This window comes from Clostridia bacterium (assembly GCA_017620395.1).
Lineage (GTDB): Bacteria > Bacillota > Clostridia > Oscillospirales > RGIG8002 > RGIG8002.
This window is the reverse complement of record JAFZQJ010000006.1, coordinates 26617-42952: the sequence shown is the minus strand read 5'-3', so window position 1 is coordinate 42952 and position 16336 is coordinate 26617. Positions and strand designations below refer to the sequence as shown.

Here is a 16336-nt window from a genome sequence, read left to right as displayed (position 1 = left end):
GTTACTCAAAATACGACTTCCCCACGCTCTTGACGACGAGCGCTACCGCCGGGGCAAATAACACCGCGACGGCGAATTCGATAAGGAAGTTTATTCCGGCGAGGCCCGTTATCGCGTAGACAAGCGCGTTCTGACCGCCCGCCCAGGTTTCAAGCAGCGGACGGAAGAAAAGCAGTATCCCGACGATGAATATGCCGGTATTCGCGACCGGCGCGGTCATCGAAGCGAGATACGCGGCGAGCGTCTTTTGCTTCACCGCGCGGTAGACGACCGCGGGCAGGAAACCCGCCGCCGCGCCTTTCAGCAGGCAGAGCGCCCAAGCGATCACCGGGCTCGCGGCGAAAACCATTTGTCCGCCCGGATCGCGGCCCGTGATAGAGAAAATCGAGACGATCAGCCCGAAAACCAGTCCGAGAACCGCGCCGAACACCGGCCCGAGCAGTATCGCGCCGACGACAATCGGTATCAGCGTCAGCGTTATCGAAAAGGGACCTATGCTGATCCCGCCGATGAACTGCAGGCCGACGATGAGCGCGGCGAGTATCGCCAGCAAAACAAGGTTTCTGATGCGCTTTGTGTTTTTGTTCATAATTTACTCCTTACTGTCGCTCCCTGCGGGATGCGGCGTGTGAATATACGTCCGGCGCCGCGTCCGCTTCTCCGCCTGCCCCTCCGCCGGGATGGGACGGCGCGCGGACTCCGCGGCGCTTTCAACGTTTACGCGTGGTCAGTCCTCCACCTTCGGAACGTCGCTGATGACGTCGTCGACTTCGGCCTCGGTCTTCGCCTCGGCGACCTGCGCGGCTTCGGCGCGGACGGGCTCGGCTTCGGCGGATTCGACGCTGACGACCTCGGCGACTATCTTCTTCGCTCTCCTGATCTTCTTGCCGAACAGGCTGATTATCACGATGTCGATTATGCCTTCGATGATGAGGAAGACGCCGGCGAGGATCATTATCGCGGTGCTCTCGACGAACATTATCACCGCGCCGAGCGCTATGGAAACGACAGAGATGAGCATCAGTATGCGCCACTCCTTCATCTTCGCTCTGGCGCAGTCGATCGCGTCGATGAAGGTTAACGCGCCGTCAACGGCGATTATTATGCCGAAGATCGCGCTGAGAACGTTTGTTATCATAGTCGGTCGAAGGATGCAGAGCGCGCCGGCAAGCGCGAGCGCGATGCCGAGCATCAGCGAATACCTGCCGAGCATGGCGCCGTCTGAAAATGACGATACGGCGGCGACGACTCCGATAAGAAGCAGGATTATACCGGAAATGATGCAGAGCACGTTAGCGGATTCCTTGTTGAAAATAATGAAGAGTACTCCGATGATTATCGCGAGAACTCCGGTTATGATGCGGTCCCACTTGAACGATTTCGCGGCAGTTTTTGTTTCGCTCATGATATTTACCTCTCTCATTTTATTTCTGACGGTCTATTGTAGCACTTTTTTCCGAAAAATGCAATAGCGGCGCGTTATTTCTCCCCTTTTGCGCTTGACAAAAGCGGAAAGCGGTGATAAAATCACAAAATGAAAATAGTTTTCATTTTCGGAAGTGATACTTTGAAACGAGGAAACGAAAAAAAAAACACGCGGCCCGCGGGACGGCGCGGAGCGCTCCGGCTGACGGCGCTGCTGCTCGCTGCGGCGTTCTGCCTCGGGCTCTGCGCCTGCGGCGAAACGGTAAACGAAAGGGAGATCGACGACGGCAAGCCGACGGTAGTCGCGACGATATTCCCCTATTACGATTTCGCGAAGAACGTCTGCGGCGACGCGGTGAACGTAGTCCTGCTCGTGCCGCCCGGATCGGACAGCCATTCCTACGAGCCGACGCCGAAGGACGTCAAGCTCGTCAACGAATGCGCGCTCTTCGTCTACACAGGCGGCGAGGAGGACGGCGCGTTTCAGCAGCTTCTCGACTCCGCCGACGCGCAGGTCAACGCGCTGAAGCTCATCGACTTCGTCGCGCCGCTGAAGGAGCAGCTCGTCGAGGGCATGGAGGGCGAGGCCGACGGCGGCTGGGATCCGCACATCTGGACCTCCCCCGCCAACGCGAGGCGCATCTGCGAGGCGATAGCGGACGCGGCCTCCGACATCGTACCCGGCTTCAACCGCGCGCTCTGCTCCGCTTACGAACTCGAGCTCGAAAAGCTCGACAATGGCTTCGCCGCGTACTTCGCGGAGCATAAGGAGCCGCTGATATTCGGCGACCGCTTCCCCTTCCGCTACTTCACCGCCGAATACGGCGTGGAATACTACGCCGCCTTCCCCGGCTGCGCCGACTACACCGAGCCGAGCGCGAAAACGATAAAAACGCTGATAGAAAAGGCGAAGGCGAACGGCGTCAGGACCATCTATTACGCCGAGGGCGCGGACACGACCGCCGCCGAAAGCATAGCCGACGAGGTCGGCGGAGAAACCGCCCTGCTACACTCCTGCCACCGCGTCACGCGCAGGGAGTTCGACTCCGGCAGGGGCTACCTCGACTTCATGCGCGAGAACCTCGAAACGCTGAAAAACTCCGACTGAACGGGAGAAACGCCATGCTGATAAAATGCGAAGATCTTTCTTTTGAATACGAAGGGCGGCAGGTGCTCTCCGGCCTCACCTTCCACGTCGGCGAAGGCGACTTCCTCTGCGTCGTCGGCGAGAACGGAAGCGGCAAATCGACGCTCGTCAAGGCGCTGCTCGGGCTGAAAAAGCCGCAGCGCGGGAGCATAGAGTTCGGCGACGGGCTGAAGCCCACGCAGATCGGCTACCTCCCGCAGCGGACGGAGGCGCAGAGCGACTTCCCCGCAAGCGTGCGCGAGGTAGTGCTCTCCGGCTGCCGCGGCCGCCTGCCGTTTCACACGAAGCGCGAGAAGGCGCGCTGCGCGGACAATATGAAGCTGATGGGCATCGAAGGCCTCGCGCGGCGCAGCTTCCGCGAGCTTTCGGGCGGTCAGCAGCAGCGCGTGCTGCTCGCGAGGGCGCTCTGCGGCACGGAGCGACTGCTCCTGCTCGACGAGCCGACCGCGGGACTCGATCCGATAGTCACCCGCGAGCTTTATTCCGTCATAGACACCCTGCACGATAAGGGCATCACCGTCATAATGGTCACCCACGACGTCGGCGAAGCGCTCGAAAAGGCGACGCATATGCTCCACCTGCACGACAACCACAACTTCTTCGGCCCGACCGGAGACTACCTCGAATGCGACGACTGCCGCCGTTTCTCGGGAGGTGAGCACCGCCATGATTGACACGATACGCGAGATGTTCTCGCTCGGATTCATGACCCGCGCCGTCATAGTCGGCACGCTCATTTCGCTCTGCGCCGCGCTGCTCGGAGTTTCGCTCGTGCTCAAGCGTTTCTCGATGATAGGCGACGGGCTCTCTCACGTCGGCTTCGGCGCGCTCGCCGTCGCCGCCGCTCTGAACGCCGCGCCGCTCGCGGTCGCGATACCCGTCACCGTCGCCGCCGCGTTCCTGCTGCTCCGGCTCGGCAACAGCAGGCGCATCAAGGGCGACGCCGCCATCGCGCTGATCTCCGCGGGCGCGCTAGCCGCGGGCGTGGTGATCTCCTATCTTTCGGGCAACTCAAACAGCGAGCTTTCGAATTATCTTTTCGGAAGCAGTGCGCTTTTCATCAAATCCTCCGACCTGCCGGCGAGCATCGCGCTCGCGGCAGCGGTCATCGTTTCCTTCATACTGCTCTATAACCGCGTCTTCGCCGTCACCTTCGACGAGACCTTCGCGAAGGCGTCCGGCGCGCGGACGGGGCTGATAAACGCGCTGATCTCGGTGCTTACCGCGGTCACCGTAGTGCTCGGGATGCGGCTGATGGGCGCGCTGCTCATCTCCGCGCTGCTGATAATCCCCGCGCTCTCCGCGATGCGCGTCTTCGGCACGTTCCGCAGCGTAACGGCCACGGCGGCGGTAATGAGCGTGTGCAGCTTCTTTATCGGGAGCGTCGTCTCCTACGCGCTGGAGCTCCCCTACGGCGCGGCGATAGTGCTCACCGAGCTCGCCGTCTTCGGCTGCTTCTGCGCCGCCGCGGGAATAAAGCGGGCAGTGAGAAGGAAAAAGCAATAGAACGGAATAAAAAAAGAACGCCCGCCGGGCGTTCTTTTTTTATTCTTACATTCCGCATATTCGCGCCTTGAGCGCGCATAATAAGCGCGAAAGGACAGGTGAAATTATGCAGTTATCTCAAAAAGAATCCTCCCTGCTCAACGAGATGAAGGAGCAGGAAAAGCTCTGCATCGAGAAATACGACAAGCACGCCCGATGCGCCCACGACGGACAGCTCAAAAACCTTTTCACGCAGCTCTCCTCCGCCGAGGGACAGCATTTAAGCTACCTCGACCAGATCGGCGAGGGCAGGATCCCGCAGGTCAGCGCCGCGGGCGGCAGCATCCCCTCCGGCTTCACTCAATGCTACGCCTCCGAATCGCCGGAGAAGCACGACGACTGCTACCTCTGCACCGACCTGCTGACCGGAGAGAAGCACACGTCCTCGCTCTATGACACCTGCATTTTCGAGTTCCGTGACGAGGGCGTCCGCAACGTGCTGAACGCCATCCAGAAGCAGGAGCAGAACCACGGCAAAACGCTCTACGACTATATGAGCGTCAACGGTATGTATCAGGTCAACTGAATACGCTAAAGCGGCTTCCGACCGGAAGCCGCTTTGGTTTTTGTGTTCGTTTTCTTTCAATGCGTTACGCCGAAAAGGATAGCTCGTCTTTAAGATCCTTCGACTCGCGCTTCGCGCTCGCTCAGGATGACATAAACGCTTGCGTTATTATTCCTGTTCCCCGTCGTAAATGCCGGTGATGAGCTCTTTGGCGTAAGGCAGAGACTCTATCCAGGAGCAGAAGACGTGCCACTCGTCCAGCTTGTGGCTGCGGCGGGCGTGGTGGATGTTTATCAGCGTCTCGTAGTTCAGCGTGCAGGTGCGCATCTGGTTATAGCTCGACGGGAGCAGCTGTATCATACTGTACCAGAGGGCTTTATCCTTCGTTTCGTTATACTCGAGCCGGAGCGCCTCCAGCCGGTCGACGACCTGCTGCATAACCGCCTTGCTCGCTTCGTCCATGCGGTCGACGCTCATATCGTCCATCGAGAAGGGCTTGCTGTGGATCTTATGCATCGTGCTGCAGGAGTTGGCGACGGTGCCGACCTTGTAAGTATCGTATTCCTTCCACCAGTAAAGCGGCGCGTTGATGTCCACGGAAACGAATATCTGGCGTACGAACTTGCGGTGGTCGCTGCCGCTCTTGCAGAGGCGGACGGCGAGGGAAAGGTCGTTTTCGCCCAGGACGTAGTTGCCGTTTTCGTCATAATAGCTGTCGCTTCGCGCCCAGCTGTTGAGCGGGTTTCGCGCCCCGCGTATCGCGTTCTCGAAGTTCATAACCGAGGTGCGCATAAGCTCTATCATTTCATTCGCCTCCGTTCGTTATTTCGCAATTATCAAAGAATTATATGCACTTCGCCGAAGCGGAACTCCCTGTATTCGCCGTTGGACGCGACGATCAGACTGCCGGTGTCGGAAATGTCGATCGCGGTGCCGCGGAAGGACTCCTTGACGGTGACGACCTCGACCTCCTGGCCGATGACGGCGGAAAGGTCGCGCGCCTCGTCGACTATGTAGCCGCGCTGCCATTCGACAGCGTCGGACTGCCCGAACTTCACCTGCGCGCTGCCGAAGTAGGCGGCGTAGAAGTGCTCGATGAGCGACGCCGCGAGGACGTTCGGCTCCGGCGCCTTGCCGGTAAGCTCCTCTATCGAGCCGGCGATATTGCGGATGGACGCGTCGTAGCCGCCGGGAGGCGTTACGGTGTTTATCCCGACGCCGACTATGCAGTACGCGGGGCAGCCCGCCTCCATATTCATCGTCAGCTCGGTGAGTATGCCGCCGACCTTTTTGCCGCCGGAAACTATGTCGTTAGTCCACTTGATCGCGGGCTTCAGCGAAGTCGAAGCGGCGATCGCCTTGCAGAACGCGACTCCCGCGAGGGTGGTCACGAAGGAGGCGTCGTTCGCCTCGAGCGCGGGACGGATGAGCAGGCTCATATAGATACCGCAGTCTCGTTCGCTCTCGAAGCTCTTGCCCTGCCTGCCTCTGCCGGCGGTCTGCTCGCGCGCGATGACGACGGTGCCGGAGGGCGCTCCCTCGTCCGCGAGCGCGCGGAGCACGGCGTTGGTCGAGCCGGTCTTGTCGACGAGCCTGATATCGACCCCCGCGAATTCGCGCGGCAGATTCGCCTTTATGCCCTCCGCGTCGATAAGGTCGGGGGAAAAGTTGAGGCAATAGCCCTTGTTCGTGACGGAATAGATCATATTCCCTTCTTTTTTAAGCTGCAGGACGGCCTTCCAGACGCTGCAGCGGGTAACTCCCAGCTGCTGCGCTATTTTTTCGCCGGAGACGTATTCTCCGCCCGCCTCTTTGAGCAGTTTCAGCACTTTTTGCGACGTCAGCGACATTCGCGGCACCCCCGATTTTTTCGTTTTTTCGCCCCTTCGGAACGAATTGTCAACTTGATATTTATATTATAACATACAATCACGAAATATCAAGCGTCTTCGACAATTTTTCCGTCGGAAAGCGCAATAATTCTTCCGGCGCCGGCGGCGACCTTCATATCGTGGGTTATGACCACCAGAGTGTGCCCCTTCCAGTTCAGTTCGCGCAGCAGCGAAAGCACCTCCGCGCCGGTGCGGCTGTCGAGGTTTCCGGTCGGCTCGTCGGCGAGGATTATCGGCGGCGAAGGCGCGATTGCGCGGGCTATCGCCACGCGCTGCTGCTGTCCGCCGGAAAGCTCCGCGGGCTTGTGCTCCCGCCGCGAGGAAAGCCCCGTCGCGTCCAGCGCGGCGAGCGCAAGCTCGCGCCTGCGGCTTCGCGGAACGCCGCGGTAAAGCAGCGGCAGCTCCACGTTCTCCAGCGCCGTCAAAGTCGGTATGAGGTTGAAGCCCTGGAATATGAATCCGACGCGCTCGCGGCGTATCGCGGAGAGCTTCTTTTCCGAAAGGCGGGCGACCTCCCTGCCGCAGAGCGCGAAGCTCCCGCGCGTCGGCACGTCGAGGCAGCCGATTATGTTCATCAGCGTGGATTTTCCGCTGCCGCTGCTGCCGATTATCGCGACCGACTCGCCCTCCCGCACGGAGAGCGAAACTCCGCGCAGCGCCTCGACTTCGCGCTCGTCGCCGCCGTATATTTTCCACGCGTTTTCAAGCCGTATCACTTCCATACACACCACTCCCGTTATTCTATTCTGCCCGCAAAAACGCGATTTTCGCGGACACGGCGGCGATTTTTCTTGACATAATCAGGTTTTGAGGTTATTCTTATTATGTATATTTATGACACTAAAATGGGGAGTGTCGCTATGAGAAGGATAAGGATATTCGACACGACGCTGCGCGACGGGGAGCAAGCTCCCGGCTGCTCGATGCACGTTGAAGAAAAATGCGAAATGGCGCACCGGCTCGAACGCCTCGGAGTAGACGTTATCGAGGCGGGCTTCGCCGCGGCCTCGCCCGGCGACGCCGAAGCGATCGCCGCCGTCGCCGCGAGGGTGAAGGACGTTTCCGTCGCTTCGCTCGCGCGGGCGAACAGGCACGACATCGACGCCTCCTACGCGGCGCTGAAAAACGCCGCCGCGCCGCTGCTTCACGTCGTTATCTCCACCTCCGACCTGCATATGGAGCGCAAGCTGCGCATGACGCGTCAGCAGGTGCTTGAAGCGATCGCCGAGAGCGCCGCCTACGCGCGTTCGCTCTGCGGCGACGTGGAATACTCCTTCGAGGACGCCACCCGCAGCGACCGCGAATTCCTCGCGCAGTGCGTGCGCGCCGCGCTGAACGCGGGCGCCTCCACCGTCAACGTGCCCGACACCGTCGGCTACGCCGTGCCCGCCGAGATGGCGGAGCTGATAAGCTATCTGCGCGGCGCCGTTCCGGAGCTGGAGGGCAAGGGGCTCTCCGCCCACTGCCACAACGATATGGGGCTCGCGGTCGCGAACTCCATCGCCGCGGTACGCGCCGGGGCGACGCAGGTCGAATGCACCGTCAACGGCATCGGCGAACGCGCCGGCAACGCCGCCCTCGAGGAGATAGTCATGGCGCTGCGCACCCGCGCCGACGTCTTCGGCGTCGAGACCGGCGTGAACACGAAGCAGATATGCCGCGCGAGCCGCACGCTTTCGCGCATCACCGGCATTCCGGTGCCGCCCAACAAAGCCATCGTCGGCGCGAACGCCTTCGCGCACGAATCCGGCATCCATCAGCACGGGATGCTCGCCGACCGCCGCACCTACGAGATCATCTCCCCCGCCGACGTCGGCGCGGGCGAGGAGCGCATAGTGCTCGGCAAGCACTCCGGCAGGCACGCCTTCGAGGAGTATCTGCAGTCGCTCGGCTACGCCTTCGACCCCGCGCGCGTGGACGATTTCTTCGCGGACTTCAAGCTTCTCTGCGACCGCAAGAAGGAGATCTCCTCCGACGATATCGAGGCGATAATCATGCACAAGGCCGCGGCGATACCGGAGACCTACACGCTCTCCGCGTTCGTCGTAAACAGCGGCAACGTCATCTCCTCCACCGCCACCGTCACGCTGGACAGGCAGGGCGAAAAACGCGAGGGCGTCGCGATGGGCGACGGACCGGTCGACGCCGCCTTCAAGGCGGTCGAGAGCGTCACGGGGCTGAAGATGAAGCTTGACGACTACTCTATACGCAGCGTTTCCGAAGGCGGAGACGCGCTCGGCGAAGTCAGCATCCGCGTCACCTGCGACGGCAGGCAGTTCATAGGCAAGGGACTCTCCACCGACATTATCGAATCTTCGCTGCTCGCTTACGTCAACGCGGTCAACCGCATTATCGCGGCGGGCGAAAGGAGCGATGAAAATGCTTGAGATATACGACTGCACTCTGCGCGAGGGCATGCAGGCGGAAGGGCTCTCCTTCTCCGTCTCTGATAAGCTCGCGGTCATAAAGGCGCTCGACTCGCTCGGGGTTTCGTACATAGAAGCGGGCACGCCCGGCTCGAATCCGAAGGACGAGGAGCTTTTCCGCGCGCTCGCGGACGTCAGCACCGACGCCGAGCTCGTCGCCTTCGGCGCGACGCGGCGCAAGGAGCTGAAGGCGGAGGAGGACGAAAACCTCGCCGCGCTCGCCGGCGCGGGCACGAAGGTCGTCACCCTCTACGGCAAGGCGTGGGACAGGCAGGTCACCGAAGTCCTCCGCACCGGCCTTGACGAGAATCTCGCGATGGTGCGCGACAGCGTCGCCTTCATGAAAAGCGCGGGCAAGCGCGTCTTCTTCGACGCCGAGCACTTCTTCGACGGCTTCGCCGGCGACGCGGAATACGCGCTCGCCGTCATCGAAGCCGCGCACGAAGCGGGCGCGGAGCGCGTGATCCTCTGCGACACCAACGGAGGCACCCTCCCCCACGTAGTCGGCGAAGGAGTCGCCGCCGCGAAGAAGCGCCTGCCGGACGCCGTTATCGGTATCCACTGCCACAACGACGCCGGACTCTCCGCCGCTTCCACGATAACCGCCGCGCTCGCGGGCGCGGAGCAGATACAGGGCACCTTCTCCGGAGTCGGCGAACGCTGCGGCAACGCCGACCTGACCTGCGTCATACCCGACCTCGAGCTGAAATGCGGCTTCAGATGCCTGCCGGAAGGCAAACTCGAACGCATCACCCCCGTCGCCCGCAAGGTCGCCGAATATCTCAACATAAAGATCCCCAACCGCGCGCCTTTCATCGGCAAGAGCGCATTCGCGCACAAGGGCGGCTCGCACATAGACGGAGTGCTGAAGAACTCCGCCGCCTTCGAGCATATCGCGCCGGAGGCGGTCGGCAACAAGCGCCGCCTGCTCGTCAGCGAGCTTTCCGGCAGGGCCGCCGTACGCAAGCTGCTCGAGCGCATCCTGCCCGACACGCCCGTATCCGACGCCGAGGTGAACGCCGTGCTCGCGGAGCTCAAGCGCCTGGAGGCGCAGGGCTATCAGTTCGAGGGCGCGGAGGAAAGTCTGGAGCTGCGCGTTCTCGCGCTGCTGGGACACCGCAAGAAGCCGTTTGAGGTGGACTACTTCAAGATCATCGGCGAGACCGACCGCGGCGAGGGCTGCACCGCCACCGCGATGATATCGCTGCGCGTCGGCGAGGAACGCAAGGTCACCGCCGCCGAGGGCATCGGCCCGGTCAATGCGCTCGACAACGCGCTGCGCAGAGCGCTGACGGCGTTTTACCCCTGCATTTCGCAGGTGATGCTGCGCGACTTCAAAGTCCGCGTCATCGACAACAAGGACTCCACAGCCGCGAAGGTCCGCGTGCTCATCGAGAGCACCGACGGCGTCTCCGCGTGGAACACCGTGGGCGTTTCCGCCGACGTCATCGAGGCGAGCTTCATCGCGCTGTCGGATTCGCTGGAGTATAAACTGAGATAAAGGAATTCAACAGTGAACAAAACCGATTTAGTTGAAAAACTGATACCTGAAATAGAGTCTCAAACAAGCATCAGAATACTGTCCAAAGAAGAATCGCCGACGTCCTTAGCCCTTCGCTTTAGTAATGACGCTCCGTTTTACGCAGACGTTTCCGACTCTTGTATCGAAATAGTATACGGTAACGATTCCGATAGTTTCTTCGCTTCAACTTATAGAAGTGAGCACGCGTACATATCAAGTGTTGTTTCATTCTTAAAAAGATTGAGCGAGAATGAACTGCTGTACGAATATATATACTATAAAGAAACGCTTTTACGTTACAAAATTTGGAGTGTCGGCAAAATGAATGACAAGCATTTAATAAAACGAGTGAGCGTTTCTCGAAAGTGGTTTTTTAAGAGAAAAGCGCTCCGCAAAGTAAGCAAGTGCGTGACGTTGATACAGCGCGATTAGATAACTCCAAAAAACCGCAAAATACCACTTGATTTTCACGCAAGTTGTGTTATAATGTTTATCCCACGGGGGCGCACCGGTTTCGACAGGGATTCGGAACCCGTATAAGCGAGCAGTGCTGCGGACGCACTTTAATACCCGCAAAAAACAATAAACGCGAATAACGAATTTGCGATCGCTGCCTAACTGAAGGCAGCCGTCCGCCGGGAGAGTACCGCGGCTTCCGAACGGGCGTCATCGAGCGGTGCACGTGAACGCGCAAAGCTTTGAGCGCGTCATGAAAAATGAAGCTACCCGACTCCGCGGCCTGCCGGACCGGCGGCGGACGAAGGGAATCTTTTAAATAGCCGGCTACGCTCGTAGAAAGTGCGGCGGATGGGTTTTTGGACAGGAGTTCGACTCTCCTCGCCTCCACCATGCAAAAGGCAGCCGAAAGGCTGCCTTTTGCAATGATATCCGTTCCCTGCGGAACGGGTGATATATGCCTTCGGCATGTGATATACCCTTCGGGCATGATATACGCTTCGCGTATGAAGGAACGGATATTATATCACACACGAAACGAAGCGGAGTGTATATCACGCTTGCGAAGCAAGCATATCATATCGCCGTCAGGCGATATATCATTTCATACTCCGAGGGTACGAATTCATCGCTTTACAAAAATGCAGTTATGTGGTATTATTATTAAAAGAATCGTTATCTATTACTAACAATTGCTTATACAGTAAAAGGAGAACGCATATGGATAGAGTTTATGACCAAAGCAAACTTGAACTGTTAAACGAATTGGATCGTCGCGTTGAAGATGGCATTATTGAAAAGAGCAATGCCGATCTTCTTAAAAAGCTTATTCAAAATGCGGAAACGCTAACAGAGGCAATTGCCATTGCCGAACTTGGCACAACGTATAAGCGGACGGGCTTTCATTTTGATAAAAGGCTTGAAATTACAAAAGATGCTATAAAATACCTCAAGAAAAACGAAAATTTAAGTTTTTCTGACGGTTCCGACAGCGCGCCGAATAAGTTGATAATCGGCGATAATTATGACGCTTTACTCAATTTGCTTATTCAGTACAAGGGCAAAATTGATGTTATTTATATTGATCCACCGTATGGGAAAGATAGCATGGGCGAATTTGCTCAGACAAATTATGAGAATGCAATTACAAGAGACAATTTGCTTTCAATGCTTTATCCGCGTCTTTTTATCTCAAAGCAGTTGTTATCCCCGAGTGGTGTTATCTTTGTAAGTATTGATGACAAGAATCAAGCATATGTAAAATGTTTAATGGATGAAGTGTTTGGCGAAAGCGCTTTCCTTTTCAATGTATCAAGAATCACAAAGAAAGGAGGCAAATCCACTCAAACAATTGCGAAAAACAGCGATTATATTTTAGCATATACCCTATCAACAGATATTCAGTTCAGCCAAGAAGAAAAAACTGATCTGTCGAAATACAAATATGAAGATGAATTTGTTGAAACACGCGGCAAATATGCCTTGTCACAAACTCTTGATTATAATTCGCTTCAGTATAGTCAAACGATGGACTATGAAATTGTAATGGATGGCCGCTCTTTTTACCCTGGCGGAACAAAAGCAGGTATGATTGAAAGGCACGCCGGAAAGCATGGAAAAACCGATTGGGTATGGAGATGGTCAAAAAGTGCAGTGGAATGGGGCATTAAACAAAAACTGTTTGTAATTAAGAATGACCGTATTTATACAAAATCGTATCTTAACTGCAGAAAAAAGAACGGCAAAAACGAATTAGAAACAATAGATGCAACAAAATCATACACAACTTTATCTTTTATTGATAACAAATATTCCAACGACAACGGCAAAAAAGAACTTGATAAAATTTTCGAGAACGGGAGTCAACTGTTTAAGAATCCGAAACCATCTGCATTAATTTATGAATTAGTGAAAATGGTTTGCCCTGATAAAGAAGCGATTGTCCTTGACTTTTTTGCTGGGTCGGGAACAACTGGAGAAGCCGTCTTGAAATTAAACCTTGAAGATCCAGGAAATAGGCGTTTCATTTTATGCCAAATTAATGAGATCACTCCTGAGAATCCAAACGGCATTGCCTATGATGTTACCACAAAACGGCTTAAGCGAACTATGACCGGGAGTTGTTATGATGGGTCGACTGATTTTAAGTGGATCAAAGACAACGCGCCGTTAGGCGGCAGTCTTGATGTGTATGAAATTGCGGAGGTTGCAAATTTCGAAAGTGTTCCGGGGCAAACGGCTTTTGACGTGATTGATGAAACATTGTACGGTCAAGAACGATTCAGTGCGTTGAAAGAAAAGATCGAGTGGGTTTGCCGGAACTTTGAAGGAACGCAAAAAATTCTTGTAAGCGACGCCGATTGGAAAAAGCGTCCGGAGGAAGATAAGTAATGTTACAGGAAGCGAAAGATCTTCAACTCAACGCTGTTTCGGAACTTGTTGAACAACTCCGAGACAAAGACGAGATCACGTTCAAAGCCCCTACCGGCAGCGGTAAAACTTATATGATGGCGGATTTGATGAACCGTGTTCTTGAAAATAATGACGATATAGTTTTTCTTGTATCTTCGCTATCCAAAGGCGATCTTGCCGGACAAAACTATTCAAAGTTTTGCGAGTATCAACAAACAGGGGCATTCCCGCATCTGAATCCGTATCTTATTTCTACCGAATTGTCCGGAGAAGAACGGTTGTATATTCCCACGGATTATAACGTGTATATCCTTCCTCGTGACCTTTATAAAAAGGGCGGAAGGTTGATGCAAGGCGCCATGGATGCATTTTTGCAAGAAATCACCGGATGGTACTCTTGGGATGACTGCAAAGAAGTATTTCTCATCAAAGACGAGTGCCATATTGCAACAAATAACCTTGACACGCTGTCTGATACGTATTTTGCGAAAGTACTGAACTTTTCCGCTACGCCTAATCTTCGCAGAGAACAGCACCCCGATGTGGAGATTAAATCGACCGATGCCGAAAACGCAAAATTAATCAAACATATTGTCGAGGGTGAAGAAAACGATACGGTCGGCGATGCGATCAACAAATTTGAAGAAGTCAAGGAGAATTATCGTAATCTTCTCGGCGTTAATCCCTGCCTTATTATTCAGATTTCCAATGGCGAGCAAGGAACCTATGAATTAAACAATCTAATATTCCCGGAACTCAACAAAGCGGAGCATCAAGACTTAAAATGGATGCTTATTGTTGATAAGGATGCCGATTGTGATACAAACGACGTTTTCAAAGCCAAAAAGCTTCCTGTTTCCAGATGGAAAGACTATGCAAAAGAGAACACAAGCGGTATTGATATAATCATTTTCAAGATGGTCATATCCGAAGGTTGGGATATTCCGAGAGCGTGTATGCTTTATCAAGTCAGAGACGTGCATAGCCCTACTCTCGGAGAACAGGTTATCGGCAGAGTCAGAAGAAATCCTCGACTCCTTGATTACGAGCGACTTTCTCCGCAAGCGCAAGAGCTGGCTATGACGGCGTGGATTTGGGCAAATATCGATGATAACGTCAGAAAAACGCTCGGCGTTCGCTTGTGGGATGAGCCGGAGGATATTACAAACGCTATAAAAATACATACCACACGGTTGAAGCCGCTCACGGAAAAAAGTGGCTTTGATCTTGAGGCGTTTTTATCGAGTCAACCGAATATATCCAGTAATTCAAACATTTTCGAGCTTTATAAGGCAATGCAGAAGCTTGACGATGCCACGATGGATCTCTGCTATGATTATGTTGACAAAAGCATAGAAAAATGGTGGAAGGTTGCCGAACACGCCGAGAAAATCGCATCGGAAAGCAATCGTTATTCCTGCGATTACGCGAAGAGTATGGAGTTGACAACTGATGATTCCGGCGCGACACGTGAAGTGTCGTTTCCCGTTACCTCTTCCTATGTTGACAATGGCAATTATGTTAATATAGGCGACTGGGTTTGGAGAAGAAGAGACGGAAAGGACAAGTTCTCATTTGATAGTGAAGCTGAACGCGAATGGGCAAGCATTATTAAAGAGCTTGTTACTTCGGATGCTGACGGATTTAGCGGAAAGCGTGTTGGAAAACGGGTGTTGACGGGCAAGAAAAATCCTAAAGCTGGTCAGGTTAATCTTTTTGGCGAAATTGAGCCGGAAAGGATAGATGCTGCGCAGAAATACCTGTGGGGCAAAAACTATCTTTTGAACTCCGAAATAAAGTTTGAATACTGCTTGGGCGGCGTCCATTCGTCGTATCCGGATTTCATCATGAAGGATTCTTTCGACCGGATTCATTTGTTTGAGGTAAAAAGCGTAAACATATCAAATGCAACACCGGCGGCGTTTGACTCCACCGCATATAAACTGAAAGTCGAAGAACTGAAAAAGTGCTATAAACAAGCATCGTTATTGACGGGATACTATTTCTATCTCCCGGTATATAAAGGCGATGAATGGCATATTACGCGGCTTGCTAACGGTAACGAAAAGAATATAACGCTGGATCAGTTTAAGAGATTTATGAGAATCTGTGTATAAAAACCAAATAATTCACAATTCATTCTTATCAACACGGCGGGGCTTCTTTGAAGCCCCGCCGTGTTTCTTACTTTATCCTTTAATTGTGCTTATCAGGCGTCTTACTTTATCGCTTCGGTCCAGTGCTCGTAGGCGAAGCGGTCGGTAAGCATATACGCCGCGATCGGGGTTCCGTCCGCGGGGTTCAGCGTGACGTCGGAGACCTTCAAGCTTCCCTCTCCCGCGTAGGTGAACGAACCGCCGAGCATATAGGAATCCTCATAGGTCCCGTCGTATGCGTAGCGGTCGCAGATCGGCTGTATCTCGTCGCCGTCGGTCAGCTCCGCCGCCTTCGCGACGGTGTCGGTCTGACCGTCCGCGTAGATATAGCGGACGCCGGAGACCTCCGCGCCGCCGTTACGGAAGGTGACGAGCAGCTCCGCGCGGTCGCCGTTGATAAGCACGGGAACGCGGCCGTGGATCACGGTCGCGCCTTTCTCCTCGACGCTGTCGGTGAAGTAGTACGCGACGGGCTGATTGTTTATCGCTACCCACTTACCGTCGTATTCGCCGATAAGGTCGCCGTCTTCGGTGAATTCGAAGATCGAATCGAGCCCGAGGTCGATATAGCCCCTGCCGTCGTCAAGGAAGACGTTGAGCTGAATATCCGCGACCTTCGCCCACTCGGATTCGGGCAGCGAAAGGACGCTGCGTCCGTCTTTTTCCGTCCAGATCAGCGGCGAGGAAATGCGGGCGTCTTCCACCACTTCTATCAGCGTATCCTCGGGGATATCGCGGTCGAAGACCCTGTCGCTGCCGAGCAGCGAGCTGAGCGAGAAACCGCCGTTTCCGCCGCCGAGCAGCGAGCCGATCAGTTCGGCCACGCCGCCGGAAGAGCCGGAGCCGCCGC

Annotated in this window: 13 protein-coding genes and 1 other RNA gene; 9 read left to right on the top strand and 5 right to left on the bottom strand. The window is 55.3% G+C overall.

The genetic code is table 11. From position 1 onward, the window contains the following. Position 1 precedes the first annotated feature (1 nt). A complete protein-coding gene (locus J5441_01000; GenBank protein MBO4933735.1) occupies positions 2-589 on the bottom strand; it encodes an ECF transporter S component in 588 nt (195 codons plus the stop codon). Between the two features lie 138 nt (positions 590-727). Continuing rightward, on the bottom strand, positions 728-1405 hold the full coding sequence (locus J5441_00995; protein MBO4933734.1) for a DUF308 domain-containing protein: 678 nt from the start codon (positions 1403-1405) through the stop codon (positions 728-730). 162 nt (positions 1406-1567) lie between these two features. On the opposite strand from J5441_00995, the gene J5441_00990 reads away from it, so the two are divergent. From J5441_00990 to J5441_00975, 4 genes are all read left to right on the top strand, one after another. After that, on the top strand, positions 1568-2533 hold the full coding sequence (locus J5441_00990; protein MBO4933733.1) for a zinc ABC transporter substrate-binding protein: 966 nt from the start codon (positions 1568-1570) through the stop codon (positions 2531-2533). Between the two features lie 14 nt (positions 2534-2547). Next, positions 2548-3246, top strand: coding sequence for a metal ABC transporter ATP-binding protein (locus J5441_00985; GenBank protein MBO4933732.1), 699 nt, complete (start codon positions 2548-2550; stop codon positions 3244-3246). Continuing rightward, positions 3239-4078 (top strand): metal ABC transporter permease, encoded by an 840-nt coding sequence (locus J5441_00980; GenBank protein ID MBO4933731.1) that lies wholly within the window; start codon positions 3239-3241, stop codon positions 4076-4078. The genes J5441_00985 and J5441_00980 overlap by 8 nt, the downstream gene beginning before the upstream one ends. 106 nt (positions 4079-4184) lie before the next feature. Next, positions 4185-4643 carry a spore coat protein gene (locus J5441_00975; protein ID MBO4933730.1) on the top strand — a complete coding sequence of 153 codons (459 nt, stop codon included), beginning with the start codon at positions 4185-4187 and terminating at the stop codon, positions 4641-4643. Between the two features lie 147 nt (positions 4644-4790). Here the strand turns inward: J5441_00975 and J5441_00970 are convergent, their stop codons facing one another. From J5441_00970 to J5441_00960, 3 genes are all read right to left on the bottom strand, one after another. After that, positions 4791-5426, bottom strand: a complete 636-nt coding sequence (locus J5441_00970; protein ID MBO4933729.1) for a hypothetical protein — start codon at positions 5424-5426, stop codon at positions 4791-4793. A gap of 32 nt (positions 5427-5458) precedes the next feature. Then, positions 5459-6472, bottom strand: a complete 1014-nt coding sequence (locus J5441_00965) for a biotin--[acetyl-CoA-carboxylase] ligase (protein MBO4933728.1) — start codon at positions 6470-6472, stop codon at positions 5459-5461. Positions 6473-6561: 89 nt separating this feature from the next. Next, positions 6562-7236, bottom strand: a complete 675-nt coding sequence (locus J5441_00960) for an ABC transporter ATP-binding protein (GenBank protein ID MBO4933727.1) — start codon at positions 7234-7236, stop codon at positions 6562-6564. A gap of 138 nt (positions 7237-7374) precedes the next feature. On the opposite strand from J5441_00960, the gene J5441_00955 reads away from it, so the two are divergent. The 5 genes from J5441_00955 (at position 7375) to J5441_00935 (ending at position 15447) form a co-directional block, all read left to right on the top strand. After that, the gene (locus J5441_00955) at positions 7375-8901 is read left to right on the top strand and encodes a 2-isopropylmalate synthase (GenBank protein MBO4933726.1); all 1527 of its coding nucleotides are present in this window, start codon (positions 7375-7377) and stop codon (positions 8899-8901) included. Continuing rightward, positions 8888-10441, top strand: coding sequence for a citramalate synthase (locus J5441_00950; GenBank protein ID MBO4933725.1), 1554 nt, complete (start codon positions 8888-8890; stop codon positions 10439-10441). Before J5441_00955 ends, J5441_00950 begins: the two co-directional genes overlap by 14 nt. 520 nt (positions 10442-10961) lie before the next feature. Then, positions 10962-11311: a transfer-messenger RNA gene (gene ssrA / locus J5441_00945) on the top strand. A 327-nt stretch (positions 11312-11638) separates the two neighbouring features. Further along, positions 11639-13309 carry a site-specific DNA-methyltransferase gene (locus tag J5441_00940; protein MBO4933724.1) on the top strand — a complete coding sequence of 557 codons (1671 nt, stop codon included), beginning with the start codon at positions 11639-11641 and terminating at the stop codon, positions 13307-13309. Further along, complete coding sequence (locus J5441_00935; protein ID MBO4933723.1) at positions 13309-15447, top strand: DEAD/DEAH box helicase family protein; 2139 nt, start codon at positions 13309-13311, stop codon at positions 15445-15447. The genes J5441_00940 and J5441_00935 overlap by 1 nt, the downstream gene beginning before the upstream one ends. Positions 15448-16336 lie beyond the last annotated feature (889 nt).

Coding starts and splice junctions, on each gene's coding strand:
- J5441_00935 (MBO4933723.1), top strand. CDS start 13,309: ATGTTACAGGAAGCGAAAGATCTTCAACTCAACGCTGTTTCGGAACTT.
- J5441_00950 (MBO4933725.1), top strand. CDS start 8,888: ATGAAAATGCTTGAGATATACGACTGCACTCTGCGCGAGGGCATGCAG.
- J5441_00985 (MBO4933732.1), top strand. CDS start 2,548: ATGCTGATAAAATGCGAAGATCTTTCTTTTGAATACGAAGGGCGGCAG.
- J5441_00980 (MBO4933731.1), top strand. CDS start 3,239: ATGATTGACACGATACGCGAGATGTTCTCGCTCGGATTCATGACCCGC.
- J5441_00975 (MBO4933730.1), top strand. CDS start 4,185: ATGCAGTTATCTCAAAAAGAATCCTCCCTGCTCAACGAGATGAAGGAG.
- J5441_00955 (MBO4933726.1), top strand. CDS start 7,375: ATGAGAAGGATAAGGATATTCGACACGACGCTGCGCGACGGGGAGCAA.
- J5441_00965 (MBO4933728.1), bottom strand. CDS start 6,472: ATGTCGCTGACGTCGCAAAAAGTGCTGAAACTGCTCAAAGAGGCGGGC.
- J5441_00995 (MBO4933734.1), bottom strand. CDS start 1,405: ATGAGCGAAACAAAAACTGCCGCGAAATCGTTCAAGTGGGACCGCATC.
- J5441_00940 (MBO4933724.1), top strand. CDS start 11,639: ATGGATAGAGTTTATGACCAAAGCAAACTTGAACTGTTAAACGAATTG.
- J5441_00960 (MBO4933727.1), bottom strand. CDS start 7,236: ATGGAAGTGATACGGCTTGAAAACGCGTGGAAAATATACGGCGGCGAC.
- J5441_00970 (MBO4933729.1), bottom strand. CDS start 5,426: ATGATAGAGCTTATGCGCACCTCGGTTATGAACTTCGAGAACGCGATA.
- J5441_01000 (MBO4933735.1), bottom strand. CDS start 589: ATGAACAAAAACACAAAGCGCATCAGAAACCTTGTTTTGCTGGCGATA.